Source organism: Sphingobacterium sp. JUb20 (assembly GCF_004342035.1).
Classification (GTDB): domain Bacteria; phylum Bacteroidota; class Bacteroidia; order Sphingobacteriales; family Sphingobacteriaceae; genus Sphingobacterium; species Sphingobacterium anhuiense.
In genome coordinates, this window is sequence record NZ_SLYV01000004.1 from 395,221 (window position 1) to 421,038 (window position 25,818).

The 25,818-nt window shown below is 35.6% G+C and carries 20 protein-coding genes; 10 read left to right on the forward strand and 10 right to left on the reverse strand.

Annotated features, from left to right (window positions below; translation table 11 throughout):
• Positions 1-2 precede the first annotated feature (2 nt).
• The 3 genes from EDF66_RS09270 (at position 3) to EDF66_RS09285 (ending at position 2,350) form a co-directional block, all read left to right on the forward strand.
• Positions 3-377 (forward strand): hypothetical protein, encoded by a 375-nt coding sequence (locus EDF66_RS09270; protein WP_132770120.1) that lies wholly within the window; start codon positions 3-5, stop codon positions 375-377.
• Positions 377-1,519, forward strand: a complete 1,143-nt coding sequence (locus tag EDF66_RS09275; protein ID WP_132842150.1) for a glutathionylspermidine synthase family protein — start codon at positions 377-379, stop codon at positions 1,517-1,519. Before EDF66_RS09270 ends, EDF66_RS09275 begins: the two co-directional genes overlap by 1 nt.
• Positions 1,520-1,903: 384 nt before the next feature.
• A complete protein-coding gene (locus tag EDF66_RS09285) occupies positions 1,904-2,350 on the forward strand; it encodes a DoxX family protein (protein WP_132772605.1) in 447 nt (148 codons plus the stop codon).
• Positions 2,351-2,432: 82 nt separating this feature from the next.
• On the opposite strand, the gene purL is transcribed toward EDF66_RS09285, so the two are convergent.
• Positions 2,433-6,101 carry a phosphoribosylformylglycinamidine synthase gene (gene purL / locus EDF66_RS09290; protein ID WP_132842151.1) on the reverse strand — a complete coding sequence of 1,223 codons (3,669 nt, stop codon included), beginning with the start codon at positions 6,099-6,101 and terminating at the stop codon, positions 2,433-2,435.
• A 410-nt stretch (positions 6,102-6,511) separates the two neighbouring features.
• Between purL and pheT the strand changes: the two genes are divergently transcribed.
• The 5 genes from pheT (at position 6,512) to EDF66_RS09315 (ending at position 13,040) form a co-directional block, all read left to right on the forward strand.
• The gene (gene pheT / locus EDF66_RS09295) at positions 6,512-8,908 is read left to right on the forward strand and encodes a phenylalanine--tRNA ligase subunit beta (protein WP_132842153.1); all 2,397 of its coding nucleotides are present in this window, start codon (positions 6,512-6,514) and stop codon (positions 8,906-8,908) included.
• Positions 8,909-8,944: 36 nt separating this feature from the next.
• A complete protein-coding gene (locus EDF66_RS09300) occupies positions 8,945-9,253 on the forward strand; it encodes a hypothetical protein (protein WP_021191211.1) in 309 nt (102 codons plus the stop codon).
• A 55-nt stretch (positions 9,254-9,308) separates the two neighbouring features.
• Entirely contained in the window at positions 9,309-9,599 is a 291-nt protein-coding gene (locus tag EDF66_RS09305; protein ID WP_021191210.1) for a cell division protein ZapA, read from the forward strand.
• Between the two features lie 247 nt (positions 9,600-9,846).
• Positions 9,847-11,400: a ribonuclease Y gene (gene rny / locus EDF66_RS09310; RefSeq protein WP_132772610.1), complete on the forward strand. Its 1,554-nt coding sequence runs from the start codon at positions 9,847-9,849 to the stop codon at positions 11,398-11,400.
• A gap of 1,115 nt (positions 11,401-12,515) precedes the next feature.
• Entirely contained in the window at positions 12,516-13,040 is a 525-nt protein-coding gene (locus tag EDF66_RS09315) for a hypothetical protein (RefSeq protein WP_031289036.1), read from the forward strand.
• A gap of 59 nt (positions 13,041-13,099) precedes the next feature.
• On the opposite strand, the gene EDF66_RS09320 is transcribed toward EDF66_RS09315, so the two are convergent.
• A complete protein-coding gene (locus EDF66_RS09320; protein WP_021191208.1) occupies positions 13,100-13,981 on the reverse strand; it encodes a DUF3078 domain-containing protein in 882 nt (293 codons plus the stop codon).
• 497 nt (positions 13,982-14,478) lie between these two features.
• Between EDF66_RS09320 and rlmH the strand changes: the two genes are divergently transcribed.
• The gene (gene rlmH, locus EDF66_RS09325; protein ID WP_132842155.1) at positions 14,479-14,952 is read left to right on the forward strand and encodes a 23S rRNA (pseudouridine(1915)-N(3))-methyltransferase RlmH; all 474 of its coding nucleotides are present in this window, start codon (positions 14,479-14,481) and stop codon (positions 14,950-14,952) included.
• Between the two features lie 550 nt (positions 14,953-15,502).
• Here the strand turns inward: rlmH and EDF66_RS09330 are convergent.
• The 4 genes from EDF66_RS09330 to EDF66_RS09345 form a co-directional block, all read right to left on the reverse strand.
• A complete protein-coding gene (locus EDF66_RS09330; RefSeq protein WP_021191207.1) occupies positions 15,503-15,955 on the reverse strand; it encodes an NUDIX domain-containing protein in 453 nt (150 codons plus the stop codon).
• A gap of 11 nt (positions 15,956-15,966) precedes the next feature.
• Complete coding sequence (locus EDF66_RS09335; protein WP_243656022.1) at positions 15,967-16,770, reverse strand: DUF1080 domain-containing protein; 804 nt, start codon at positions 16,768-16,770, stop codon at positions 15,967-15,969.
• Positions 16,770-17,516, reverse strand: coding sequence for a hypothetical protein (locus EDF66_RS09340; RefSeq protein ID WP_132772619.1), 747 nt, complete (start codon positions 17,514-17,516; stop codon positions 16,770-16,772). The genes EDF66_RS09335 and EDF66_RS09340 overlap by 1 nt, the downstream gene beginning before the upstream one ends.
• Positions 17,517-17,601: 85 nt before the next feature.
• Positions 17,602-18,780, reverse strand: coding sequence for a DEAD/DEAH box helicase (locus tag EDF66_RS09345; RefSeq protein WP_132842157.1), 1,179 nt, complete (start codon positions 18,778-18,780; stop codon positions 17,602-17,604).
• 212 nt (positions 18,781-18,992) lie between these two features.
• Here EDF66_RS09345 and EDF66_RS09350 point away from each other — a divergent pair, with 212 nt between their 5' ends.
• Complete coding sequence (locus tag EDF66_RS09350; protein ID WP_132842158.1) at positions 18,993-21,407, forward strand: thiamine pyrophosphate-dependent enzyme; 2,415 nt, start codon at positions 18,993-18,995, stop codon at positions 21,405-21,407.
• 20 nt (positions 21,408-21,427) lie between these two features.
• On the opposite strand, the gene EDF66_RS09355 is transcribed toward EDF66_RS09350, so the two are convergent.
• From EDF66_RS09355 to EDF66_RS09370, 4 genes are all read right to left on the reverse strand, one after another.
• On the reverse strand, positions 21,428-22,288 hold the full coding sequence (locus EDF66_RS09355; RefSeq protein WP_021191202.1) for an ROK family protein: 861 nt from the start codon (positions 22,286-22,288) through the stop codon (positions 21,428-21,430).
• Positions 22,278-23,381, reverse strand: coding sequence for a chorismate synthase (gene aroC, locus EDF66_RS09360; RefSeq protein WP_132842160.1), 1,104 nt, complete (start codon positions 23,379-23,381; stop codon positions 22,278-22,280). The genes EDF66_RS09355 and aroC overlap by 11 nt, the downstream gene beginning before the upstream one ends.
• A gap of 68 nt (positions 23,382-23,449) precedes the next feature.
• Complete coding sequence (gene aroA, locus EDF66_RS09365) at positions 23,450-24,697, reverse strand: 3-phosphoshikimate 1-carboxyvinyltransferase (RefSeq protein WP_132772626.1); 1,248 nt, start codon at positions 24,695-24,697, stop codon at positions 23,450-23,452.
• A complete protein-coding gene (locus EDF66_RS09370; RefSeq protein ID WP_021191200.1) occupies positions 24,697-25,803 on the reverse strand; it encodes a chorismate mutase in 1,107 nt (368 codons plus the stop codon). Before EDF66_RS09370 ends, aroA begins: the two co-directional genes overlap by 1 nt.
• Positions 25,804-25,818: the final 15 nt, after the last annotated feature.

Here is a 25,818-nt window from a genome sequence, read left to right on the forward strand (position 1 = left end):
TTATGAGAAAAAAAACATCTTCAGCGATTAAATTAGTATTAATTACTTCCGTTTTGGCCTCATGTGGAACTGCTCAGTCTCCTCCGGAGGATAAAAATAAACAGCGTGTTTTTATGCGTGCTGATTCTACTGCTCCTTATACAGAAGTTACAAATGATTATAAGGATCAGCATCGTACGGGAGGAGGTATGGGGTCTTCTCTTTTGTGGTTTATGGCCTTTAGACATCTTGGGGGAGGAATGGGATATGCGAACAATAATCTAAATCCCAGTTCTGTTTCTGGTACTAATGCTAAAAAATCTGCTGCATATCAAGCAAAGCGAGGTGGTTTTGGCAATACTGCTGCTTCTTCCCACTCTTCTTCTGTCGGTTCATAATGAAAATTAAACATCTTACGATTGATTCAAATTGGAAATCTAGATTAACGGCTATTGGATATGGTTATCATTCGGATCATGATGAACCTTACTGGATAGATAATTATTACTACGAAATCACTAGTAATGAAGCAGACACTATTTATCAAGCAACAGCTGAGGTTTGGGATATGTGTCTAAAAGCAGTTGAACATGTGATTGCAAATAAGCTTTACGCTTTATTTCATATTCCCGATCATATGGTACCTCATATCGAACAGTCGTGGGAAAGTGAATCTCCTTCAATTTATGGTCGTTTTGATTTTGCTTATGATAGCAGTAAAAGAAAATTAAAGTTACTGGAGTTTAATGCGGATACACCGACTTCTTTATTTGAGTGTGGCATTGTCCAGTGGTATTGGAAAAACCATTATTTTTCAGAATCAGTCGATCAGTTTAATAGCGTACATGAGCAATTGATCACTTCTTGGAAAGATATTAAACCTTATCTCAAAGGTGATATTTTGTATTTCACTTGTGCAAAGGAGACATTGGAGGATCTGACCAATGTAGAATATTTAAGAGATACGGCCACACAAGCTGGCATCCAAACACAATTGATCTACATCGACGATATTGGTTGGAATGGAAATTCATTTATTGATTTAGAGGGTGACTCGATCCAATCTATATTTAAATTGTATCCTTGGGAATGGATGGTACATGAGGAGTTTGGGCACCATATTCTCAATGATATCAATAAAACTCAATGGATAGAGCCTTCATGGAAAATGATACTGTCTAACAAAGCTATTTTACCCATATTATGGGATTTGTTTCCGCATCATGATAACTTATTGCCAGCTTATTTTGAAGAGCAGAGAACACTTAGGAATTACATTAAAAAACCTATTCTATCCAGGGAGGGTGCTAATATCGCAATGTATTATGATAAGGAGCTCATTTATTCAACATCTGGTGCATATGGACATGAAGGGTATATTTATCAAGAGCTGGCCACACTTCATAAAGAAGAATCGGGTTTTTCTATCATAGGCAGCTGGATTATTGGACAGGAACCGTGTGGTATAAGTTTTAGAGAATCGACTATGCCCATCACCACGGATAAGAGTCGATTTGTTCCGCATATCATTAAGCATTGATCAAAAATTGATGGTCCTTTTTATCCCAAATAGACTATTTACTTTTTGGACATTCTAATTCCTGCTTTAAAGTCCGGAATATTTGTTCATATTCTTGGAACCGATGTTCTCTTATCGGCCGAATGTACGGTTCAGTTTTAAAGTATAGCAACATGCATGGTGCAATTTGTTTGTACTTCGGTACATACTCATATGTAATGAATTCTCCATTAGCAATACGCTGTTTTATTTTATTATGATAAGGATACATCTATTTATATTAGCAATATATTAAAATTACTTTTTTTTATTAAAAACAGCTATTATTCTTTGTTGAAAATTATATAAAAACAAAACTAATTTAGGTTTGTTGTAGCTATAAATCAATAAGAAAGGAATAATATTATGAACCTTATTCACAAAATTGAGCATTGGGGTGATACGCATCATCCGCAATGGATAGATTACCTACGGATTGCTGTAGGATTCTTAATTTTAATCAAAGGAATGAGCTTTGTTGGTGATCTAGATCGGGTTAGTTCTTTGGTGCAGCAAGTTAACTATACATTTTATATTTGGGGAGGGGTGCATTATATTGTTTTTGCCCAGATTGTCGGTGGGATGTTTATTATTTTTGGCTTCCAGACCAGGTTAGCTTGTCTAGTTCTTTTGCCGATCTTGTTTGGTGCTGTATTTTTTGTAAACTTAACGCATGGATTTAGTTTTCTTAATGGAGAATTATGGTTGTCCATTGTTGTTCTACTTTTGCTTATTTTATTTCTTGTTATGGGTTCGGGTAAATATTCATTAGATAATTTAATGAATAGACCTGGTTATGAGAGAAAGATTTAATATTGATTATATCAATTCAAAAAAAAACCTCCTGCAATTCATGCAAGAGGTTTTTTATTTTTTCCGTATAGAAAACTATTTTTTAATTTTTTTCAATCCAAGTACGGGCATTTACAAATGCTTCTAACCAAGGTGTCACTTCATCTTGACGATCCTTCGGATAATTTGCCCAATTCCATTGGAATGTTGAGCGCTCAATATGTGGCATGGTTACCAAGTGACGACCAGTTTTGTCACAAAGCATAGCTGTATTATAATCAGAGTCATTAGGGTTTGCAGGGTACTGATCGTAAGCGTACTTAGCAACAATATTATATTGTGACTCTTCTTCAGGTAAATTGAATTTACCTTCACCATGTGAGATCCATACCCCTAATGTTGTACCAGCTAACGTTGATAACATGATCGAGTTGTTTTCTTGAACGGTAACGGATAAGAAATTAGATTCATGTTTTTGTGAAGTATTATGAAGTAATTTACCATGAACTCCGTGTTCTGGGTTGATTAATTCTAATTCCATAAACAATTGACAGCCGTTACAAATACCTACCGACATGGTGTCAGGACGTTTAAAGAAATTTTCTAATGCCGTTTTAGCTTTTTCATTGTACAAAAATGCACCAGCCCAACCTTTTGCAGAACCTAGAACATCAGAGTTCGAGAATCCCCCAACAGCACCAATAAATTGAATGTCTTCTAGTGTTTCACGTCCTGAAATTAAATCAGTCATGTGGACATCTTTTACATCAAATCCCGCTAAGAACATCGCATTTGCCATTTCGCGTTCAGAATTTGAACCCTTTTCACGAATGATAGCTGCTTTTGGTCTAGGTTTTGATTCGTCTATTGCAGGTTTCAACCCCGTGAAGTGATTTGGGAATACAAAATTCAATGGCTGATTTTTGTAATTATCATAACGAGCTTGAGCAGTTCCATTTTTAGATTGTTTTGAATCTAATAGGAAAGACGTTTTATACCAAGTATCACGAGTTTCTACAACATTGAAAGTAAACGTGTCAGCATTATTTTTGAAGGAAACTTCTGCACCTGAGATTGCTTCTCCAATCTTAACAGCATCAATACCAGCAGCGGCGAAAGCACTTTCAAATGTAGCGTCATCTTTTGCCTGTAAAACAACAGCAATGTTTTCATTGAATAGTGCTTTTACAGTATCTGCTTCACCTAAGCTTGATAAATCATAATTTGCCGCTAAGTTTACATCTGCAAATGTCAGTTCTAATAAAGTGGTAATTAAACCTCCTGAACCAATGTCATGACCAGCTTCAATTTGTCCAGCTTTTATTAAATCTTGAATCGTATTAAAAGCCGTTTTAAAATATGTTCCATCTTGAATGGTTGGAACTTCTTTACCGATCTTGTTTAAGATCTGAGCGAATGAAGAACCGCCTAATTTGAAACTATCTTTTGATAGATTGATATAGTATATAGAACCAGCATTTTTATTTAGCACAGGTTCTATAACCTTTGTAATATCCGTACAGTTACCAGCTGCAGAAACGATCAAAGTACCTGGAGCGATGACATTGTCACCGTTCGGGTATTTTTGTTTCATCGATAGTGAATCTTTTCCTGTAGGGATATTGATTCCTAATTCCAAAGCAAAATCTGAACATGCTTTGACAGCTTTATAAAGGCGAGCATCTTCACCCTCGTTGTTACAGGCCCACATCCAGTTTGCCGACAGTGATACACCTGCAAGACCATTTTTAATAGGAGCAAATACTAAGTTTGACAATGATTCGGCAATAGCTGTTCTACTTGCCGCTGCAGGGTCTATAATTGCTGCTACGGGAGAATGACCTACTGTAGTTGCTACACCTTCTTTACCTTTGTAATCTAATGCCATTACTCCCACGTTATTCAATGGTAATTGTAATGGACCAACACATTGTTGTTTAGCAACACGTCCGCCAACACAACGGTCAACTTTATTGGTTAACCAATCTTTAGAGGCTACTGCTTCTAATTGCAGCACTTGTTTTAGGTAAGTTGGGATATTTTCAGTGCTGTAATTTACATCTGCGTAATTTCTAACGACAGTTGTATCCTTCATAATTGTTTTGGGAGATGACCCGAAGAAATCTTCTAAGGCATAATCCATTGGTTTTTCACCGGTTGTTTTTGATTCGAAAGTGAAACGGTGATCTCCTGTTACATCGCCAACAGTGTACATTGGAGAGCGTTCGCGATCGGCAACGCGTTTTAACGTGTCAATATCTTTTTCACCGATCACCAATCCCATTCTTTCCTGAGATTCGTTACCGATAATTTCTTTTGCTGATAGGGTAGGATCACCTACAGGTAGTGCATCTAAATCAATTAGGCCGCCTGTTTCTTCTACTAGTTCTGAAAGGCAGTTTAAGTGACCTCCTGCACCATGATCATGAATAGATACAATTGGATTGTGATCGGATTCCACCATTCCACGAACTGCATTTGCGGCACGTTTTTGCATTTCTGGATTTGAACGTTGAATTGCATTTAATTCAATACCGGAACCGAAAGCTCCTGTATCAGCAGAAGAAACTGCTGCTCCTCCCATACCGATACGGTAATTTTCACCACCAAGTATAACGATCTTATCACCAATTTTTGGAGTATGTTTTTTTGCCTGGTTCAATTTACCATAGCCTATACCACCAGCCTGCATGATTACTTTGTCAAATCCTAATTTTCGGGCATCTTCTTCATGTTCGAATGTTAAGACCGATCCTGTTATTAAAGGCTGTCCAAATTTATTGCCAAAATCTGAAGCACCGTTGGAAGCTTTGATTAAAATGTCCATTGGAGTTTGGTATAACCATGGACGTTCTTCCATCGCTTGTTCCCAAGGACGGTTTTCTTCTAAGCGGGAGTAAGACGTCATATAAATCGCTGTTCCTGCTAAAGGTAATGATCCTTGTCCTCCAGCTAAACGGTCGCGAATTTCACCTCCTGAACCAGTTGCTGCTCCTGAGAAAGGTTCAACGGTAGTTGGGAAATTATGTGTTTCTGCTTTTACAGAAAGTACAGAGTCAAATTCTTTTTCTTCGTAAAAATCTGGCTTATCCGCAGATTGTGGTGCAAATTGGGTGATCCGTGGGCCTTTAACAAAAGCTACGTTATCTTTATATGCCGAAACGATTTCGTTGGGATTTGTTTCAGATGTTTTCTTAATCAATTTGAAAAGCGATGTCGGCTGTTCTTCGCCATCGATAATAAAAGTACCGTTGAATATTTTATGGCGACAGTGTTCTGAATTTGCTTGAGAGAATGCAAATACTTCTGAGTCGGTTAACTTACGATCTAATTTTGTTGCTAAGTCCGAAAGATATTGAACTTCCTCAGGATTTAAAGAAAGACCTTCTTGTTTGTTATAAGCATCAATATCTTCAATTTCTAAAATAGATTCAGGAGCAATATTGATGGTATACATTTCTTGTGTCAATGACTCATATTTTTGAGAAATCATTGGGTCGAAATCGATAAAATCAGCTTGTGCCTTATGGAATTCTTCAATTCGAATAATCCCTTGAATACCCATGTTTTGGGTTATCTCTACGGCATTGGTACTCCATGGAGTAATCATAGCTGCACGAGGACCAACATAATAATCGTTTAAGGTTGCTTTTTCGATTTTGGTAGCGTTTCCAAATAGCCAGTTTAGTTTAGAGATATCATCGGTTGATAAATCTTGTAGGGTTTGCACACCGTAAACGATGTCGCTTGGGTTCACAAAGAAATGAATCATTATAACTGTAAGTTTTGAACGTTCTTCAAATTAAAATACAAATTTACGTTAATCCTTTGACTTATTAGGAATGAAAAGTGCTAAATAATCGTAAAAATATTTTTTACTCTTAAGCGGTTCATCTTTTGCTTGATCTCAACTTCTTTTTAATTTTTGAAGTACTTACGATTTTAAGTTTTATATGCTGTAAATGAGCTGCCCATACGTTCTCTTTTTTTATTACTTAAATATAGAAACTGAGCCAGTCTATAAAACTGAATTGGTTATTTACATACAAATTTTAATATTATAGGTAGTAATAAACTCTCAAGGGTAGAGGATAAAACGATAAATTTGCATGGATAAGACTGTAATTATATTGCGAATCAGAGCAAATTTATCTAAGTTTGTGCGTAAAATAAGATTCTAAAATGAATATTTCATATAAGTGGCTTAAAGATCATATCGATATTGATAAAAAACCAGAAGAGCTTTCTTTGATTCTAACTAACGTAGGATTAGAGGTTGAGGTTTTAGATGTGGTCCAAAGTATACCAGGAGGTTTAGAAGGGTTGGTCATAGGGGAAGTAAAATCATGCGAACAACATCCGAATGCAGATAAATTGAAAATTACAACGGTTGATGTTGGTCAGCCCGAGTTGTTAAATATTGTCTGTGGAGCTCCAAATGTAGCAGTCGGTCAGAAAGTTATTGTTGCGACAGTTGGTTCAACAGTTCATCCAACTAGCGGTGAGCCTTTTAAGATCAATAAATCAAAAATCCGTGGTGAAGTTTCTGAAGGAATGCTCTGCGGGGAGGATGAAGTTGGTTTAGGCAATTCGCATGCAGGTATTGTAGAACTTCCTTCAGATGCTGAGGTTGGTACACTTGTCAAAGATTTTTATCAGATCGAAGATGACTACCGATATGAAATTGGTTTGACTCCGAATCGTGCAGATGCAGCTTCACATTTAGGTGTCGCTCGTGATATTGCCGCATATTTTAGATCTGAAATGAAGCAAATTGATCTTTCTAAATTTAAAGAAGGGTCTGGTGTCAATACAGAAGTAATTGTAGAAAATCATTCCGGCAGTCCAAGATATTCAGGAATTAATATTTCAGGTGTTAAAGTAACTGAATCCCCTGATTGGTTAAAGGAGCGTTTAAACGTTATCGGTATTCGTCCCATTAATAACATCGTTGATGTTACTAATTTTATATTACATGACTTGGGTCAGCCACTTCATGCTTTTGATCAAGATAAGATTGCAGGTAATAAAATAACTGTTAGACAAGCGAAACAAGATGAGATTTTTGTCACTTTAGATGGTGTTGAGCGTAAGCTTTCTGCTGAAGATCTTGTTATTGCCGATGCTGAGAAGCCAATGTGTATCGCTGGTGTTTTTGGTGGTGCTAATTCAGGCGTTTCAGAATCGACTACAAATATATTTTTAGAGTCAGCATATTTTAATGCAGTTTCAGTACGTAAAACAGCAAAGCGTCATCATCTGAAAACAGATTCTTCTTTCCGATATGAAAGAGGAACTGATCCAAATATTACCGTTAATGCCTTAAAAAAGGCGGCTATTCTGATTCAAGAGATCGCTGGTGGTGAGATCACTTCTAATATTACCGATATTTATCCTGCTGTTATAAATCCATTTGCTTTTAATGTCAATTACCATAATGTCCGTAAATTAATCGGTCAGGATATACCTAATGAGGAAATAAAATCAATTATTGTTGCCTTAGGTATCGGTATTGAAAAAGAATCGGCAGATAGTATTGATGTATTAGTTCCTGCTTATCGTGTTGATGTTACGCGTGAGGTGGATGTGATAGAAGAGGTTTTGCGTATCTACGGTTACAATAACGTCGCATTGAAACCACAGATAAAGTCATCTTTAAATACTTCAGAAAAACCTGATAAAGAGGTTGTTTTAAATCAACTGGCAGATTTGCTTATTGCAAATGGTTTTAGAGAAATTCTTTCGAATTCATTAACGAAGTTGGATTATGTAAATGATGAAGCGACCGCCGTTCGTTTGTGTAATCCATTAAGTTCTGATTTGGATACCATGCGACAAAATATGTTGTTTTCAGCTTTAACAGCAGTTTCTTATAATCAAAAGAGAAGAAATTCTGATTTGAAGGTTTTTGAAATTGGAAAAACATATTCGATCGATGGTGAGGGATATAAAGAGAAACAGCACTTGGCTATTGCTATTAGTGGAAAGTTGGAAGTTGAGCAATGGAACAATAGTAAGCAATCGGTAAATTTTTACAATCTGAAAGCGGTTGTCGATCTTATTTTGAAAAGATTGAAAATTGAAGGACTTCAGTTGGAAGATGCACCTACCGATCATTTCGCTTACGGATTAAGTTATATGAAGGGTACAAAACCTTTAGTAACTTTCGGAGCGGTATCTGATGTTGCTTTATCCAAAGCTGACGTCGATGGGCAAGTGTTTTTTGCTGATTTTGACTGGGATCAAATACTGAAGATCATCCGTAAAAATGTTATTAAGTTTAAAGAGGTATCTAAGTTTCCTGCTGTAAAACGTGATTTATCGTTGTTGATCGATGAAGCAGTTACGTTCAAACAATTGGAAACAATCGCGCATAAAACCGAACGTAAACTCTTAAAAGAGGTTAAAGTATTTGATGTTTATAAGGGAGACAAGATTCCTGTAGGCAAAAAATCATATGCTTTGAGTTTTATTATCGAGGATGAGGAAAAAACTTTAATGGACAAACAAATTGACGCAATAGTTCAAAAATTAATTCTTAACTTTGAGAAAGAAGTAAACGCAGAAGTGCGTGGTTAATTTGAATAATAACATTTAATTGTATAAATTTAGTATATGGCAGCATTATCTTCACAAATGAATATTATCGTTGAGAAAACGAAAAACTTGATTCAAATGTGCGAAGTCTTGCAAGAAGAAAATGATTTACTTAAATTAGAGGTTCAATCGCTTCAAGTCGCTTTCAATACGAGTAGCGATAAGAATAAGCAAATGGAGGAGCAAATGAAAGCAATGGCAGTTGCTCGTTCTCTTGATAGTTCTGAAGCCGATAAGGATGCAATTAATGAGAAAATACTTGACACAAAGCAAAAAATTAACGATTTTGTGCGAGAAATAGACAAATGTATTAGTTTGTTGAAGTAAGTGAAGAGTGTAGTACAAGGATAACTTACTAATACAACGTAAAGCTCAAATAACAATGGGAGAGATTTCCATCAAAATAAATATCGCTGATCGTGTGTATCCGCTACGTGTTGATACAGCAGAGGAGGAGATAATCCGCCATGCAGCGAAATTGATTAATGAAAAAGTAAAAGAGTTACAAGATAGCTATACTGTTCGTGATAAACAGGATTTATTGTCAATGTGCGTCCTTCAGTACGCAACAGGAATGTTGAAAGCTGAGCGACAAGTTCAAACACAAGATCAAGGTTTAGAGCAATCAGTTCATGAACTGGATCAGCTATTATCTAATTTCTTTACAAAATAATCGTTCTTTATAGCGCTTTACTAAACGAATTTGCCGCAGTTGAATTCGGGTTGTCACTATTTTAAACTTAACGCTTCAATATTACAGGCGAAAAAGATGTAGGTCATTTTGCGTAAGCCATCTGGACCATGATCATAGCCTAATCATATGATATAGAAGTTTAATAATATTAGATACCCGTTATTTAATTGCGGTTTTTTTTTGAAAATTATAAATAAATAAAATACATATAAACAATTAATATTACATGGACATCGCAATTTATATCATACTTTCTCTGATTGTTGGTATTGCAATTGGCCGTTATCTTTTAGCTCTTTTGTTTAGTAAACAAACAGCAGAAGCTCAAGAAAAGGTGAAAAGCATTATAAAAGAGGCAGATCAAGAAGCAGAACATCTGAAAAAGAAAAAGCTTTTAGAAGCTAAAGAGAAGTTTCTACAGCTAAAATCAGAGCATGAAAAAGAGGTCAGTCAGCGAAATAATACAATCAGTCAAAAGGAAAATACCTTACGCCAGAAGGAACAATCTGTCAATCAGAAGCTTGAGAATTTAAACCGCGAAAAACAAGAATTAGATGGAACCCGTAAACAGCTTGAAAAGCTTGTTGAAGTAAATGAAAGTAAGTCTGAGGAAGTTGAGCAGTTAAAGCTACAGCAGATTAAACAACTGGAAGGTATTGCTGGAGTTACAGCGGAAGAAGCTAAAAATCAACTGGTCGACTCTTTGCGTGAAGAGGCACGTTCACAAGCAATTAGCCAAATTAAAGATATCGTTGATGAAGCTAAATTGACAGCAACAAAAGAAGCTAAAAAAGTGGTCATCCAGACCATTCAACGTACGGCTACAGAATCTGCTATTGAGAACACGGTTTCTATTTTCAATATTGAGAATGATGAAATCAAGGGCCGTATTATTGGACGTGAGGGACGTAATATTCGTGCATTAGAAGCTGCTACTGGTGTTGAGATCATTGTTGATGATACCCCTGAAGCAATTATTTTATCGGGATTCGATCCTGTTCGTCGTGAAATCGCTCGTTTGGCTTTGCACCGTCTTGTGACAGATGGACGTATCCACCCTGCGCGTATTGAGGAGGTAGTTGCAAAGACACGTACACAGATAGAAGACGAAATTGTTGAAATAGGTGAACGTACAGCTATTGATCTTGGTATTCACGGTTTACACCCGGAATTGATCCGTATGGTCGGTCGTATGCGTTACCGTTCTTCTTATGGACAGAACTTGTTACAGCACTCCCGTGAGGTTGCAAATTTTGCAGCTACAATGGCAGCAGAGTTGGGGTTAAACGTTAAGCATGCAAAACGTGCTGGTCTTTTACATGATATTGGTAAAGTGCCTGATGATAATCCAGAATTGCCACATGCTATTTTGGGAATGCAACTGGCTGAAAAGTATAAAGAACATCCTGATGTTTGTAATGCTATCGGTGCTCACCATGATGAAGTTGAAATGACAGCAATGATTTCACCAATTGTGCAAGCTTGTGATGCTATTTCAGGAGCTCGTCCTGGGGCTCGCCGTGAAGTCGTGGAGAGTTATATCAAACGACTAAAGGAGTTAGAAGATCTAGCATTATCTTATCCAGGCGTTGAAAAAACTTTCGCTATACAAGCCGGTCGTGAATTACGTGTTATTGTTGAAAGTGAAAAGATATCTGATGCACAGGCTGAGATTCTAGCCGCTGATATTTCAAACCGAATTCAGACTGAGATGACTTATCCAGGTCAAATTAAAGTAACTGTTATTCGTGAAATCCGTTCTGTCGCCTACGCGAAATAAAACGAGATTTTAAAAATATAGCTTAAAACTAAGGCTGTCTCATTTATTTGAGACAGCCTTAGTTTTTTTAATGATTTGCGCTATTAAGAGGATGTTTTTACTGTTATATATTCAAAGTAGCTCATTATTCTACGTAACATGGAAAGGAGGAGCATGTGATTGATCTTATCGCGGTATAGTTTGCGCACAAATTCTTCTGTTTATTTTATTTCACCATACTGCAAAGCAAAGTTGTTACATGGATTTTTCGTTTCGTTTGACTGAAAAATAAGCTCCCAAAGATGATTATGAATAGATTCGAGTAAAAATAACACTTTCCATAGGTGCAGAGAGTTTCTGCGAGGAGTACTTTGGGTTTTAACAGGGGGCTAAATAGTATTGCAATGTTACTTGTTTGTAAATCATTTATTCCTAATAGTTAAATAGGATTAGCTTAAAAGCATGTTACGTAGCGATACTTAAAGGCCATCCAGAATTTTCAATAAGCCGTGTCGCAATATGAACTACCCAGAGTACCGAAATGTATCGCCATAATGCACTATACTATGGCTATGGAGATAAACCAATCGGCCATAGCGCGTTGCTTTATTGCCTTTGCGCATCATGATTGACTAAAGGCGCATAGTCAGTCCGCCATATTGCGATATATGTAGGCGGGAGGGAGAAAGTAATAAGCCATTGTGCTTTGCTTTACTGCGTTTGCGCAAAATGATTTCTACATTTATCGTGTCGAAAGGGCCAAGGTTTCATTGTCTTTTATGTATTGTAGTCACTCTAAACTTAAATAGAGAACATCCTGGCATAAAGCATATGTTAAGATATTTTTGCTTCTGAGGGTGAAAATATCTTCCCTTGCTATCTAGTCTCTAATAAGAAAAGCTGTCTCTTAAGTAATTTTTGAATATTTGTACCGTGATGAAAATAAGTGTTTTAGATTTCTTTTTGATCCTATTTAGTGATTAAGATTTATTATTGGCATTATATTCGGTTTTCAACAGAGCAGGTTTATTACAGACTGGCTTTTTTTGTTTTTAATCGCTATTTCGCCTTACTTTCAACTTTTATTTTTAGTATTTTTGCAGTTCATATTGCATAGCAACTATAACGCAGATCAGATGAAGAAAAAGCAACCGCCCGTTCAAGAAGTAAAAAGACCAGTTGATCAATATTTTGAGAATTTAAATGCAAATTTTCAGAATCCTACGAATCGAATTTTTCAAATTATTTTTTTACCGTTATTCTTTTTTGGTTTAATGGGACTGATTTGGATGATTCCATTTCCTCAATTTGATTTTTTGGTTAAATTGGGATGGCATACTTTTCTGAACTGGGGTTCATTTTTTATTGCCGTGCTTATCTATTATTATTTAAAGCTTTCTCCAACACTATCTTATGCTGTTTTACTATGTATAGGCATAATGAGTTATTTTATTGTGCAACTCGAATATATTGAGCGGGATGGTGGACCAAGTGTATTACTTGTTTCTGGAGTGATTACAGCAGTTTCTTTAGCTGCATTATGGTGGGGTAAGTCTAAAGAGAATAAAGCTATTTCATTAGGTGAATTTTGGACATTAATTTCCGTAGGTCCTATTTGGCTTTGGCATTTTGTTTTTAGAAAGGTTAAGCTAAAATATTAAAACTTATATAGTTATTTGGAAGCCTTGTTCTTTACTAAGAACAAGGCTTTTTTACATTATTAGAATTTGTAAGTAATACCAGCTCCTAGTATTTGTTTCACTTGTAGATCAGATTTTTTGCCTACTTGAACTCCATTTTCTATTTTAGGAAGTTTGGTGTTATCATCATATATTAACTGTACACCTGCATTTACTGTAATCCATTTGTTCACCTTCATATTTAGATTGGCCGTATAGTCAATATCTACATTTTGTGGCTTCTCTAAATAGTTGGAATAAAGTTTTAGGATATTTTCAAAAGTAACATTCTCCATAATTTGTGTTTTATAATAGGCATCAAATGAAGCACCAAATTCTACGCGTGTATTTTTTCCAGGATCCAGTCCATAATTTGGCGCTAGGCTATCATTCTTAACAATAACAAAGCGAACGGCTGCGGGAGACAAGTTAAATTTTAAATTATCTGATTTTTTATAAGCTATACCGGGACCAAAGCTTAAATAGGCAGGAGCAAAGGCCTCTGATAGCAATTTTTTATTTGCGGATGTATAATCATAACCCTTGGCAAATTGGGTGTTAAAATTAAGAAAAAAGGTGTACAGCCAATGTTCTTTAGCTTGGTAACCCAATAAACTGTTTAAAGATAATCGGTCGTCATTTTTTCTCCAATCTGTTTCCTTTTGAAAAGTTTGACCATAAGCTGCAATTACTTTATTATCCCAGGACCATTTTTCTTTTTTATAATTGAAGTCATAATTTAAGATTATGTTGCCTGCGAAAGAATTGACTCCCCCGGCAGCCCAATTCGAGAATGAACTTTGGTTAATCAGAAATGTGTTCTCTCCATGTATGGTCCAATTCTTTGTCGAATCAACTTGTGCCTGACCTTTGTTAATTATTAGAAAGATGGCTGCAAACAATAAAAGTTTTATTTTATTCATATTTCATTTTTTTAAGTCTAAAAGCTTAAACACAAAGCCAACTTAGATTGTTTAGTTAAAGTCAATATTTTATGATTAAACAATCAAAAAAAACAACCTTTGTCTAGAAGAACACTGTTTTTTGCAAACAATATGATGTGTATTAAGAATCACTATTCTTAAAAAAGTAATTGCTCAGATCTAAATAGGAATTAGAAAAGGAGATCATAAGGAACTGTTTGTGATCAAGATGATTATTTGATTGATGTGCTAGTTTTTTATTAGGGGAGAGGATTTGGTCATAATCCGATGTCTGAAAAATAGGATACAGATTGATGCATCATTTACTTGTGAGTCGATTTGGCAGCAGGTGTTAGGATTTCGATAGAAATAGGGTAGCTTTAACTGTTCCAAATCTAGCATATTAAACAAAGTTAATAGTTCGCTTGTTTAATAATTGGAACTTTTATTACAAAATAATCAAAAAATAAGTCATTTTTGTAGAAAGAGAATGATTTATGAAAATAACTTTGTTGTGCATTGGGAAGACAGATGATAAATATTTGATTGAAGGAATTGAAAAATACTTGAAACGATTAAAGTTTTATATAACCTTCAATCTCGTAGTTATTCCAGATATCAAGAATAGTAAAAATCTAACGAAAGAACAACAAAAGGAAAAGGAAGCACAACTTTTGCTGAAACATATTAATTCTTTGGATACTGTTGTTTTACTGGATGAGTTTGGGAGGGAGTATCGTTCTTTGGAATTTGCTTCTTATTTGGAAAAGAATATGATTCAGAGTACGCAGCATCTTATCTTTGTTATAGGAGGGCCTTATGGTTTTGATGATCAGATTTATCAGCGTGCTAATCAGAAAATATCATTATCAAAGATGACATTTTCGCATCAGATGATTCGTTTGTTTTTTGTTGAGCAGACCTATCGCGCATTTTCAATTTTAAAAGGTGAGCCTTATCATCACGAATAATTGTGGAATTAATATAATTTATGCATCAATTAAAGAAAGGAGTTACATATGTTACCAAGTAAAAGAGATTATCACTTTAAGAGCGATGATAATAATTCAGGAGTCACTAAGATTATTATTATTGTTTGTATTATTATTGTATTGCTTTTGGCTTATTTTGTCTAAACGATTTATAGCACGAACTTTTCACAAGAGGTTCTATTCTTCGTTTAGAGCCTCTTTTAGTTTTAGTGATTTGATTATAAATGCGTAGAGATCCTGTATAAAAGTATATATTTTCAATATAATTTTTGAAGCAATGTAAGTTCCTGCACTTAAGTGTCTGGACTTTTATTAAAACAAAATAGGCGATACCGGGAGTATCGCCATAAAATCACACTAACTATTAAAATACCTATAGAACTAGGAATTTGCAAAATTCAGTATACCAAAGTTTTACTTTTTTAAATCTGGAATAGTCTTAACAAAATAACTTATTAGGTTCCTTCTATAAAAGGTAATTTTTTTATTGGTATACGTAAATTTAATGTTTTTTTTTATAAATACAAATTTATTTTATATCCTTATAAAAAATATTCCATGCCATTTGGTCGGTTTTGAATGTTAGATTAATTTCTTTCAAGTTTTCTATTTTTACCCATCTAAAAGATTGCGCTTTACCATCTTCATATTCCTGGCCTTCAAAGTCAAATTCTTTTTTTGTGGTTCGGATCTGAATGGGGGTGCTGTTTTTGATTAAATAATATATTGAAATAATCTGACTGTCATTAAAGCTTGATTTTTCATAAAAATCAGTTGTATAGATGTGTGATAAGATTTCAATATCAAAGTTGCATTCTTCTTGATATTCTCTTTTTAGGGCATCAATAAGTCCTTCTCCGTATTCTAAACCACCTCCAGGAAATTTGGTGAACGATACATTTTCAGTTTTCTCATCGCTGATGAGTACTTCATTATCATCATTAATCAAAATTCCATATACTCTTACATTAAAAGGAAACATGTGCTATTATTTTATTTTTTTGATAAATCTTTAAGATAAATATTTTTGAATTCCACAGGCTGACCTTCACTTTGCAAGGCTATAAATCCTTGTTTTAGCTTTTTGCCATCAATTTTTATTCTTGGGTCATACCTATTTGCCACTCCGCCACCTATCGTTGGCTGGCTATATTGAAGGACAGTATCCCCATTAATGATATGTGTTATCAATGAATCACCATGTACGATCAATTCTGCTTTGACCCATTGATCTCCATCATATGTTTTAGAGGTTGATTCTAGACAATGTGATTCCAATTTTTTTCCTTTATAGACGATATCTGTTCCTGGAGAACACATATTGCCGGTTGGTCTCGGCTTTCCATCGCTTAACCCTCCTAAAAATTGCATTTCAACTGAGATTGGCCAATCCTGCTCTTTAGGCATCGTTCTTGGATCTTGTGAATGAAACATAAGTCCGCTATTCCGTAAGGTATAGGATGGTGCACCCTTTTGTAAATCTCCATAGAATCGATATTCTAGCTTAACGTGATAATCTGAATAGGGCGTTTTATAATAAAGATGTCCATATTGCTCATTAAAATCACCATAGCCATCGTAATTGACTTGTATTACACCGTCTTTTACTCGGAAGGTATTGGCAAAGTTTACATCAACATCATGATGGTGTATTTTCACAATCCAATTATCAAGATTTCTTCCGTTGAACAGACTGATCCACCCGTTCTTATTTTGATTTTTTGAATGATGCTGTGTAGCACAGGCAGCAGACAGTGCTAATAAGCCGATCGGCAATATATATTTGAGTTTCATCATTATAAAGGCATAAAACCATTTTCAACTGTTTGCTCGTCTATACCCATGTAGGAATAATGCCTCGGTAAAAACCAAGATATAGATGCCATAATTTGTTTAAAATCTTGCTCAGTCTGAAACATAGCTGGTGTAATATTAAAAACTAAATCCTGACTTACCAAAGTTTCATCATCATAATTTCTTGCTATCAACATAATTTTGGGTTCTTTGATCCCCATGTTTACTAAGTATTCTCTCAAATTATGGCGTAAGTCTTTTGGTAGAATTGTTTCTGAAGGTTGTCCCACTAAGATTTTTTCATCTTTATCAATGTGAGCCTCTTCCGTTTTTTTTGAAAAAATAGACTCATCAGAATAGAATTCATTATTTAAGGAATAGTTGACTAGGTCACCATATGAGAAGATCCAGTCTGGTTGCTCTTGATGTGTATTAATAGCAAGCCCCATACCTTTTTTGAGAAGGAATGATTTCAATTTATGTTTGATCACAAAAGCTTGAAAATTTTGATCTTTCGGTGCATTTTCTAATTGAAAATAAGGATATCCATCAGGACCTATGATTAGTTCTGATGCTGCCAGCTGGAAGGTTGACTCACCTATGTTGTCTAAAAATTCTGCTACCCATTTTTCATCACGTTCTTTAAACGGAATCTCCAGTAAAGAATTAATATTGATAGTTTTTGAAAGATCCCCTAGCAGATTTTCATTTGAGTTTTCACTGTCGTTAAATAAATGTACCGTACTCATATTAAATTTCGATCATTATGATAATTAGTAAAAATAGACATTTTATTAGGAATGGGATATAAGGATGTGCAACAATTTCGATTCCTTATTTTTTTTTCTTCTTAGCTGTTTTGACTTGACTTGTGGAAATCATTTGTTCCCAGGTTAATATATAAGGGTGCTGGTCGTTTATTTTTATTTGTCTATTTAATGATAATTGTAATTGGATCCACTTGTTATTGTCTTGTGCGTCGCAAAAGGTATAAGCTTTACCTGTTGTCATACTTCTTCCTGTTCTCCCAATTCTATGCGTGTATAAGGAATCACTATCCGGGACTTCGTAATTTATTACTATGGGAAGGTTTTCGATATCCACTCCTCTAGCCAGTAGGTCTGTGGCAACAAGTATCTGAATTTCTTTTGATTTAAAAGCCGTTAATAGTTGCGTTCTATTTTTCTGCGCTTTATCTGCGTAAAGCCCTTCGGCGACAATTCCTTCTTTTTTTAAATCCGCTACGATACGATCTACTGCATGTGTTGTTCTGCTAAAGATCAGTATCTGTTCTTCCGGGTTTAACTCGATTAAGTACTTGATCAGATTTTTTTTATTGGTTCTGTCTACATAAAATATACTTTCTTCGATCGTGCATTTCTTCACTTCCTTTTCTATTTCAATTTTAATTGGATTTTTCAACGTTTTATTCACAATTTTCAAAATATCTTTAGGAAGTGTAGCTGAAAAGTAAAGGCTTTGTTTTTTATTTGGTAAATGCTTTAAAATTTGATTTACTTCTTTAATAAAACCTAGCTGTAATAACTGATCAAACTCATCTATAACCAGCGTTTTAATAGTATTACATGTAATTTTCCCTTGGTCAATAAGATCTAAGATACGGCCAGGGGTCGCTATAAGTATAGTAGGACTTTGCAATAGTCCTGCTAGCTGCATATCATAAGCCTGTCCTCCAACAAGTGTGATGGTTGTAACGGGGTAGCTTTGAATGAGCTTATTTATACGGCTTTGTGTTTGCAACGCTAATTCTCTTGTAGGATTTAATATAAGTGTCTGCTCCTGTAATGTAATTTCTTGTGTGAAATAGCGATGTAAGATGGGTATTGTAAACGCTTCGGTTTTTCCTGTTCCTGTAGGAGCAATCGCAATAAGATCTTTTTTATTTAGTATATGAGGAATCACAAGTTCTTGAACGGATGTCAGGATTGTGAATCCTGATTGCTCTAAGATGGATAAAAGACTTGAATGAATATTAAGATCTTGAAATTTCAAAGTTTTGATGTTTTATTTTACCAAAGATAAGATTTAGTGACTAAATTGATAATATTCTTTAGTAGAGTAGCTATAAGCTAATTGTAAGTGCTAATTCCGTTAAGCAATTATTTATATTGTTTAAATAGCTATCTCCAATTATTTATTAATGTTAATAATGATTATTTTAGAATATTATTTTTATTAAATTTGTTGGAAACTGAAAATATAATATGTTGGAAACCACATTAGACCAAGGCAGTGATTTAAATTCGAAATTAAGTTTTGATGACTTTAGAAAGATCATTGTTGAAGATTATAGGGTTGCAGTAGAGAGCAGATATGTTAGTCTATTGGGACGTAAGGAAGTCTTAACAGGAAAAGCAAAATTTGGAATTTTTGGAGATGGGAAGGAACTGGCGCAGATTGCAGTGTCTAAAGTATTTCAAAAGGGTGATTGGCGTTCCGGATATTATAGGGACCAAACCTTGGCCTTTGCAAGTGGAATGACCTCAATTTATCATTTTTTTTCGCAATTATATGCTCATCCTGATGTTGAGTATGATCCTTCTTCTGCGGGGCGTCAAATGAATTGTCATTTTTCAGTCCGTGTTATTGATGAGGAAGGTAATTGGTTGGACCAAACGAAGCAAAAGAATACTTTCTCAGATATTTCGACTACTGGCGGGCAAATGGCTCGTATCTTAGGTCTTGGCCTAGCTTCAAAACTGTATCGTGAGAATCCGAATTTATCTTATTTAAAGTATTTTTCTAATGGGGGTAATGAGGTTGTCTTTTGTTCTGTAGGTAATGCGTCAACTTCAGAGGGAGTATTTTTCGAAGTTGTCAATGCTGTAGGTGTTAAACAGATTCCTGTTGTTATTTCGATATGGGATGACGGCTATGGAATCTCGGTTCCGAATGAGGTGCAAACGACTAAAGGGGATATCTCCGAAGTTTTGAAAGGATTTCAGAAGGAAGATGGATCTAACGGTTTTGAGATATTTAAAGTAAAAGGCTGGGATTACCCAGGACTTTGTCAGGCTTATGAGCGAGCTGCAAAATATGCTAGGGAGCACCATACGCCTTGTATTGTTCATGTTATCGAGTTGACTCAACCACAGGGGCATTCTTCTTCTGGTTCTCATGAACGTTATAAGTCGAAAGAGCGTTTAAACTGGGAGCTTGAGCATGATTGTATTGCTAAAATGCATCAATGGTTGATTGATTCGGATATTGCAACTGCTGAGCAGTTGAATTTAATTGATGAAGAAGCGAAGGATTTCGTGAGGAAGGAGCAGAGACGTGCCTGGTCTGATTATAATAAAGCTTTAGCTGTTGATGCTTCACAGGCTATTGGACTTTTAAGTCAAATTGATGACGAACTGGTCGAATTACCTTTAAAACAATTGCAATCTTTAACTGAACCTTCTTTGAAGGAGGTTTATAGTACTGTCCGCAAGGTTATTCGTGAACTGAAAGGGAAGGATATTGAAGGTAAAGGTGCTTTATTGGCTTGGTATAAACTTCAACAAGGGGTAAATGAATCCCGATATAATTCGAAATTATTTACCACAGGAGTTGATGGTCCGGAAAATGTCCAAGTTATCGCCCCTCAATATTCTGATGATGCTAAATTTATTGACGGCCGGGAAGTTCTTAACTTATGCTTCGAAGAGAATTTCCGTCGAGATGAGCGCTTGTTAGCATTTGGTGAGGATGTTGGTAAAATTGGTGATGTAAATCAAGGGTTTGCTGGTCTACAAGAGAAGTTTGGAGAACATAGAGTATTTGATACTGGAATTAGAGAGAATTCTATTATAGGGAAAGGAATTGGATTGGCTATTAGGGGACTTAAGCCTATTGCTGAAATTCAATATTTAGATTATCTTCTTTATGGTATTACGGTGGCGAGTGATGACTTGGCGAGTTTGAGTTATCGTACGTTTGGGGGACAGAAAGCGCCTGTTATTATTCGTACTCGTGGTCATCGTTTAGAGGGTATCTGGCATTCGGGTTCCCCAATGTCTATGATCTTGGGGACTTTAAGGGGGCTGCATATTTGTGTTCCTCGTAATATGACTCAAGCTGCTGGAATGTATAATACTTTGTTTAGATCCGATGAGCCTGCTCTTGTGATCGAGTGTTTAAATGGTTATCGTTTAAAAGAACGTTTACCAGATAATATTGGTGACTTTACGATCCCGATTGGTTATGCTGAGTGCATTAGAGTAGGTGCTGATATTACTGTTGTTTCATATGGTTCTACTTTACGTGTGGTCGAAGAGGCTGCGATGGAACTGGATCGATTGGGCATCAGTGTTGAAATTATTGATGCTCAAACTTTACAGCCTTTTGATAAAGCTCATTTATGTGCTGAATCGTTAAAAAAGACGAATAAATTATTGGTTGTGGATGAGGATGTCCCTGGTGGTGCATCGGCATTTATAATGCAGCAAATATTGGAGGATCAAAATGGTTATTATTTATTAGATAGTCAGCCTAGAACGTTGAGTGCTAAAGCACATAGGCCTCCTTATGGCTCTGATGGTGATTATTTCACAAAACCTTCGAGCGATGATATTGTGGAAATTGTCTTTGAAATGATGAACGAAGGTAATCCGGATAAATATCCCTCACTATTTTAGTCAGTGAGGGATAGATACTTTTATGAGAATTGAGCGGCAGCACCAATAATTGCCGCCTCTTCTCCTAGAATTGCAGTTTTTATATTATATGCTTCTACTTGATTTTTCTTTTGACCCAATAGTATAGGTAGTGCTTTTGCAATATTTCCTCCGATTACAAAGTCTATACAATTATATTTTTTACTGAAGAAATCAAGAAAATCCAATAAATGGATGCTATATTCCTCACATAATATGCTAAAGGCAGGGTTTTGTTGATGCTCATTGATAATTTGTTTAAGTCCCGTTACTTCAATATCTGTAAGTTCCTTAAACCGTTTTATAAACCATCTGGTTACTAAAAACTCTTCAAAAATTAAATCTTTATATGGTGTGTTCCAAAGATCGGCATCGAAAGATTTTTCTCCTTTGTTCCAGACTGCTGAACCGAGACCTGTACCTAAAGTGATTCCTAAAATTCTTTCTTTTGTATTCAGATGTTGAGCAAAAACCTCTCCTTGCAAAAAAGCCGCAGCATCGTTAATGAAATGAATATTTTGTTCTGGAATTCCTATTAATGTTGCCAACGGGGTTTTGACATTCATTTTATATAGGTCATCATATTTGCTTTGTCCAGTCATCATAGACACACCATTTTCATAATCGAAAGGGCCAGGCATTGCTATTCCAATGTGTTTTACCATAGATCCAGCAGCTTCTACGCAACTGTTAATTGTGTTTGCCCAAGTAAGGAAAATCGATTTAGCATTTTCTTGCGAAAAAACGTGGTTTCTCACCACGTTATTCGGAATAATTTTCCAATCTAATTTATTTACTATAGCGGCGCTAATATGTGTGCCGCCGATATCCACTCCTAAAATGAATTCACTTTTATCTGACATTTTTGTAACTAGATTGTTTTAATAAATGATCAGCAATAACTAATGCAGCCATTGCCTCAACAATAATAACAGCTCGGGAAACTACACAAGGATCATGTCTTCCTTTTCCTTGAACTGTAGCTTCATTACCATTTGAATCAATTGTCTGTTGATCTCTCATAATAGTAGCAACAGGCTTGAAAGCTGTTTTAAATGTGATGTCCATACCATTTGAAATACCACCTTGTATTCCTCCAGAGAAATTGGTATGGGTTTTAGTACGATGGATATCATGTTCTTCAGATACAAAAAGATCGTTATGCTGTGAACCTAGTAATTCAGAGCCAGCAAATCCTGATCCATATTCGAAACCGTGTACGGCATTGATGCTCATCATTGCCTTAGCTAGATCCGCATGTAATTTGTCAAAAACAGGTTCACCCAATCCGACTGGTACATTTCTAATAATAGTTGAAATGCGTCCTCCTACAGTATCACCTGATTTACGAACAGCATCAATGAATTCAATCATTTCATTCGCTGTAGCAGGATCAGCACATCGTGCAATATTAGATTCTCTCAAATCTAACAATGCTTCTAAATCTTTTGTATCTAAATTTGGAGATTCAATTTTGCCAACACCTGATACGTGCGCAAATATTTCTATTCCATGTTGTTTTAAAAAGGATTTGGCAATTGCTCCTGCGGCAACTCTAGCTGCAGTTTCTCTAGCCGATGAGCGACCTCCACCTCGGTAATCACGATGACCATATTTCATATGATATGTATAGTCTGCGTGTGATGGTCTAAAGATATCTTTTATATGTGAGTAATCTTTCGATCTTTGATCTTCGTTTGGGATAAGTATGGCAATAGGTGTTCCTGTAGACTTGCCCTCAAATACGCCAGAAAGAATTTGTGCTGTATCACTTTCTTTGCGTTGTGTGGTTATTTTTGATTGACCGGGCTTACGTTTATCAAGTTCTGCTTGGATAAAGTCCTCATCAATAGCTATATTTGGAGGACAGCCATCTAAAATAACACCAATCGCTTTTCCGTGAGATTCCCCAAAAGTGCTAATTCTAAATAAATCGCCAAATGAATTTCCTGCCATGATTTAATATAATTTCTATAAATATAGGTAAAACCGCAATAATAGGAGCATTATTGCGGTATTTTTTGCTAAGTAATAATAAATTTGTGCTCAGCTAAATGTTTCCAGAAGTCTGGATAAGATTTTTCGACAACCTGTGGTTCCTCAATATTAATACTTTTGAATATTAATGCAAGTGGGGCAAATGCCATTGCCATTCTATGATCTTCATATGTGGCGAAAGAAACAGCTGTTGGTTCGAAGACTTCATCAGTTTTGATGTGATAAGTGGTTCCATCTTCGATCAATTTTGCTCCGAATTTAGCAATTTCTGTTTTTAAAGCTAAAATTCGATCTGTTTCTTTAATTTTCAATGTTTCTAAACCTGTAAGTGATATATCGCGTCTTAATGCAGCCGCTATAACTACTACTGTCTGTGCTAAATCTGGGCATTCTTTCATGTCAAAAAATGTTTTCCCAGAAGGTTCACTTATTTTTGTAAGGTGTAAACCATCTTGTTCAAAAGCTGAGGCAACACCAAAGTGGCTCATAATTTCAACAATTGCTATATCACCTTGTAGACTACTTTTTTTCAATCCGGGAAGTATGATCGATCCTGAATTAGAAAGTGCTACTATGGCATACCAATAAGACGCCGCGCTCCAATCAGGTTCGACATAAATCGTTGCTTCCTTTGTTTCTTGATTTGGAATATGAATGGTATTATGCAACCATTCGTATTGAATACCAACTTCTTTCAACATATTCAACGTCATGGTGACATAAGGTCGTGAAGTAAGTTCGCCTTCAATTTCAAGTGTTAAACCTTTTTTTAAGGATGCCGCAATGAGCAATAGAGCTGAAATATATTGACTGCTAATATTTCCCTTAATTGAAATTTTATCCTTACTCTGAATCATGCCACCTTCTATATGAAGAGGTGGGAAGCCAGATTTTGCTTCGTAATGAATATCAGCTCCGATAGTCTTGAGCGCGTCAACTAAAATACCGATAGGTCTTTGTTGCATACGTTCTGAACCGGTTAGAATGAAATTTCCTTTAATCAGATTAAGATAGGCTGTTAAAAAACGCATTGCGGTCCCTGCGGGTCCAATATCAATTTTGGTTAGTTCAGATTGCGTATTGGTAGCTAGCAGAAGAGCCTTCTTTAGTGTAACTGTATCAAAAGCTTGCGAAAGATTTTCTATTTGTACTTTCTCTTTTCCCAATGCTTGAATAATAAGGGCACGGTTGCTTTCTGATTTTGAACCAGTAAGTTGAACCGTACCATTAATACTTTTAGATGGGTGAGTAAGTGTAATCACCTGTTGACTCATTATGCCTCCGCAGTAGGTTGAGTATTCATGATTGCATTCTGTTTACGAATTGATTCATTATGAATTAATTCTAAGAATTTAACTGCAAAATCATTGCTCAAAGTTAATGCTTCAGCGAGCTGCGTGCGTTTTTGAACGATTTCGTCCCAACGGTTAACTTGTAAGATTGTGACACTATTATCACGCTTGTATTCGCCAATTTTTTCAGCAATTTTCATACGTTCACCAATTTTTTGAATAATTAGATCATCTAATTTATCGATGCTTGTACGTAATTCTGCTAATTTATCTTCAAAAGCTTGATTATCTGAGTCTGCTTTACGTAAGTTTAAGTGATCAATTAAATCAGCCAAAGCCGCTGGAGTAACTTGTTGTTTTGCATCAGTCCAAGCAACTGAAGGGTCAATATGTGATTCAATGATCAATCCTTGTAAATCCATATCCATTGCTTTTTGAGAAATGTACGGCAACAATTCACGGTTACCACAGATATGGCTTGGATCGTTGATAATTGGCAAATCAGGACATAATGATTTTAATTGAATCGCAAGATCCCACATTGGTTCGTTACGGAAAGCTGATTTTTCGTAAGAAGAGAAACCTCTATGAATAGCTCCTAATCTTTTGATTCCCGCACGGTTAATACGCTCTAAAGCACCAAACCATAATGATAAATCAGGGTTTACCGGGTTTTTAACGAATACAGGGATATCTACTCCAACTAATGCATCAGCAATTTCTTGCACAGTAAATGGGTTTGCAGTAGAGCGCGCTCCAATCCATAACACATCTACGCCAGCAGCTAATGCTTCTTCAACATGCTTCGCTGTTGCAACCTCTGTCGCTGTCAATAATCCTGTCTCTGCTTTTGCTCTTTTCAACCATTCTAAACCAATAGAACCAATACCTTCAAATTCTCCTGGACGAGTACGTGGTTTCCATATACCTGCACGTAAGATGTTTACTTTACCAGTATTTGCTAATAAATGCGCTGTTGAAACCAATTGATCTTCTGTTTCAGCACTACAAGGTCCTGCTATGATTAAAGGCTTGTCTCCTGTATCTAACCAAGATTTTAAAGGGACGATATCTAATGTGTTTTTCATTATTATGTAATTTTA

Coding starts and splice junctions, on each gene's coding strand:
- EDF66_RS09270 (WP_132770120.1), top strand. CDS start 3: ATGAGAAAAAAAACATCTTCAGCGATTAAATTAGTATTAATTACTTCC.
- EDF66_RS09275 (WP_132842150.1), top strand. CDS start 377: ATGAAAATTAAACATCTTACGATTGATTCAAATTGGAAATCTAGATTA.
- EDF66_RS09285 (WP_132772605.1), top strand. CDS start 1,904: ATGAACCTTATTCACAAAATTGAGCATTGGGGTGATACGCATCATCCG.
- purL (WP_132842151.1), bottom strand. CDS start 6,101: ATGATTCATTTCTTTGTGAACCCAAGCGACATCGTTTACGGTGTGCAA.
- pheT (WP_132842153.1), top strand. CDS start 6,512: ATGAATATTTCATATAAGTGGCTTAAAGATCATATCGATATTGATAAA.
- EDF66_RS09300 (WP_021191211.1), top strand. CDS start 8,945: ATGGCAGCATTATCTTCACAAATGAATATTATCGTTGAGAAAACGAAA.
- EDF66_RS09305 (WP_021191210.1), top strand. CDS start 9,309: ATGGGAGAGATTTCCATCAAAATAAATATCGCTGATCGTGTGTATCCG.
- rny (WP_132772610.1), top strand. CDS start 9,847: ATGGACATCGCAATTTATATCATACTTTCTCTGATTGTTGGTATTGCA.
- EDF66_RS09315 (WP_031289036.1), top strand. CDS start 12,516: ATGAAGAAAAAGCAACCGCCCGTTCAAGAAGTAAAAAGACCAGTTGAT.
- EDF66_RS09320 (WP_021191208.1), bottom strand. CDS start 13,981: ATGAATAAAATAAAACTTTTATTGTTTGCAGCCATCTTTCTAATAATT.
- rlmH (WP_132842155.1), top strand. CDS start 14,479: ATGAAAATAACTTTGTTGTGCATTGGGAAGACAGATGATAAATATTTG.
- EDF66_RS09330 (WP_021191207.1), bottom strand. CDS start 15,955: ATGTTTCCTTTTAATGTAAGAGTATATGGAATTTTGATTAATGATGAT.
- EDF66_RS09335 (WP_243656022.1), bottom strand. CDS start 16,770: ATGATGAAACTCAAATATATATTGCCGATCGGCTTATTAGCACTGTCT.
- EDF66_RS09340 (WP_132772619.1), bottom strand. CDS start 17,516: ATGAGTACGGTACATTTATTTAACGACAGTGAAAACTCAAATGAAAAT.
- EDF66_RS09350 (WP_132842158.1), top strand. CDS start 18,993: ATGTTGGAAACCACATTAGACCAAGGCAGTGATTTAAATTCGAAATTA.
- EDF66_RS09355 (WP_021191202.1), bottom strand. CDS start 22,288: ATGTCAGATAAAAGTGAATTCATTTTAGGAGTGGATATCGGCGGCACA.
- aroC (WP_132842160.1), bottom strand. CDS start 23,381: ATGGCAGGAAATTCATTTGGCGATTTATTTAGAATTAGCACTTTTGGG.
- aroA (WP_132772626.1), bottom strand. CDS start 24,697: ATGAGTCAACAGGTGATTACACTTACTCACCCATCTAAAAGTATTAAT.
- EDF66_RS09370 (WP_021191200.1), bottom strand. CDS start 25,803: ATGAAAAACACATTAGATATCGTCCCTTTAAAATCTTGGTTAGATACA.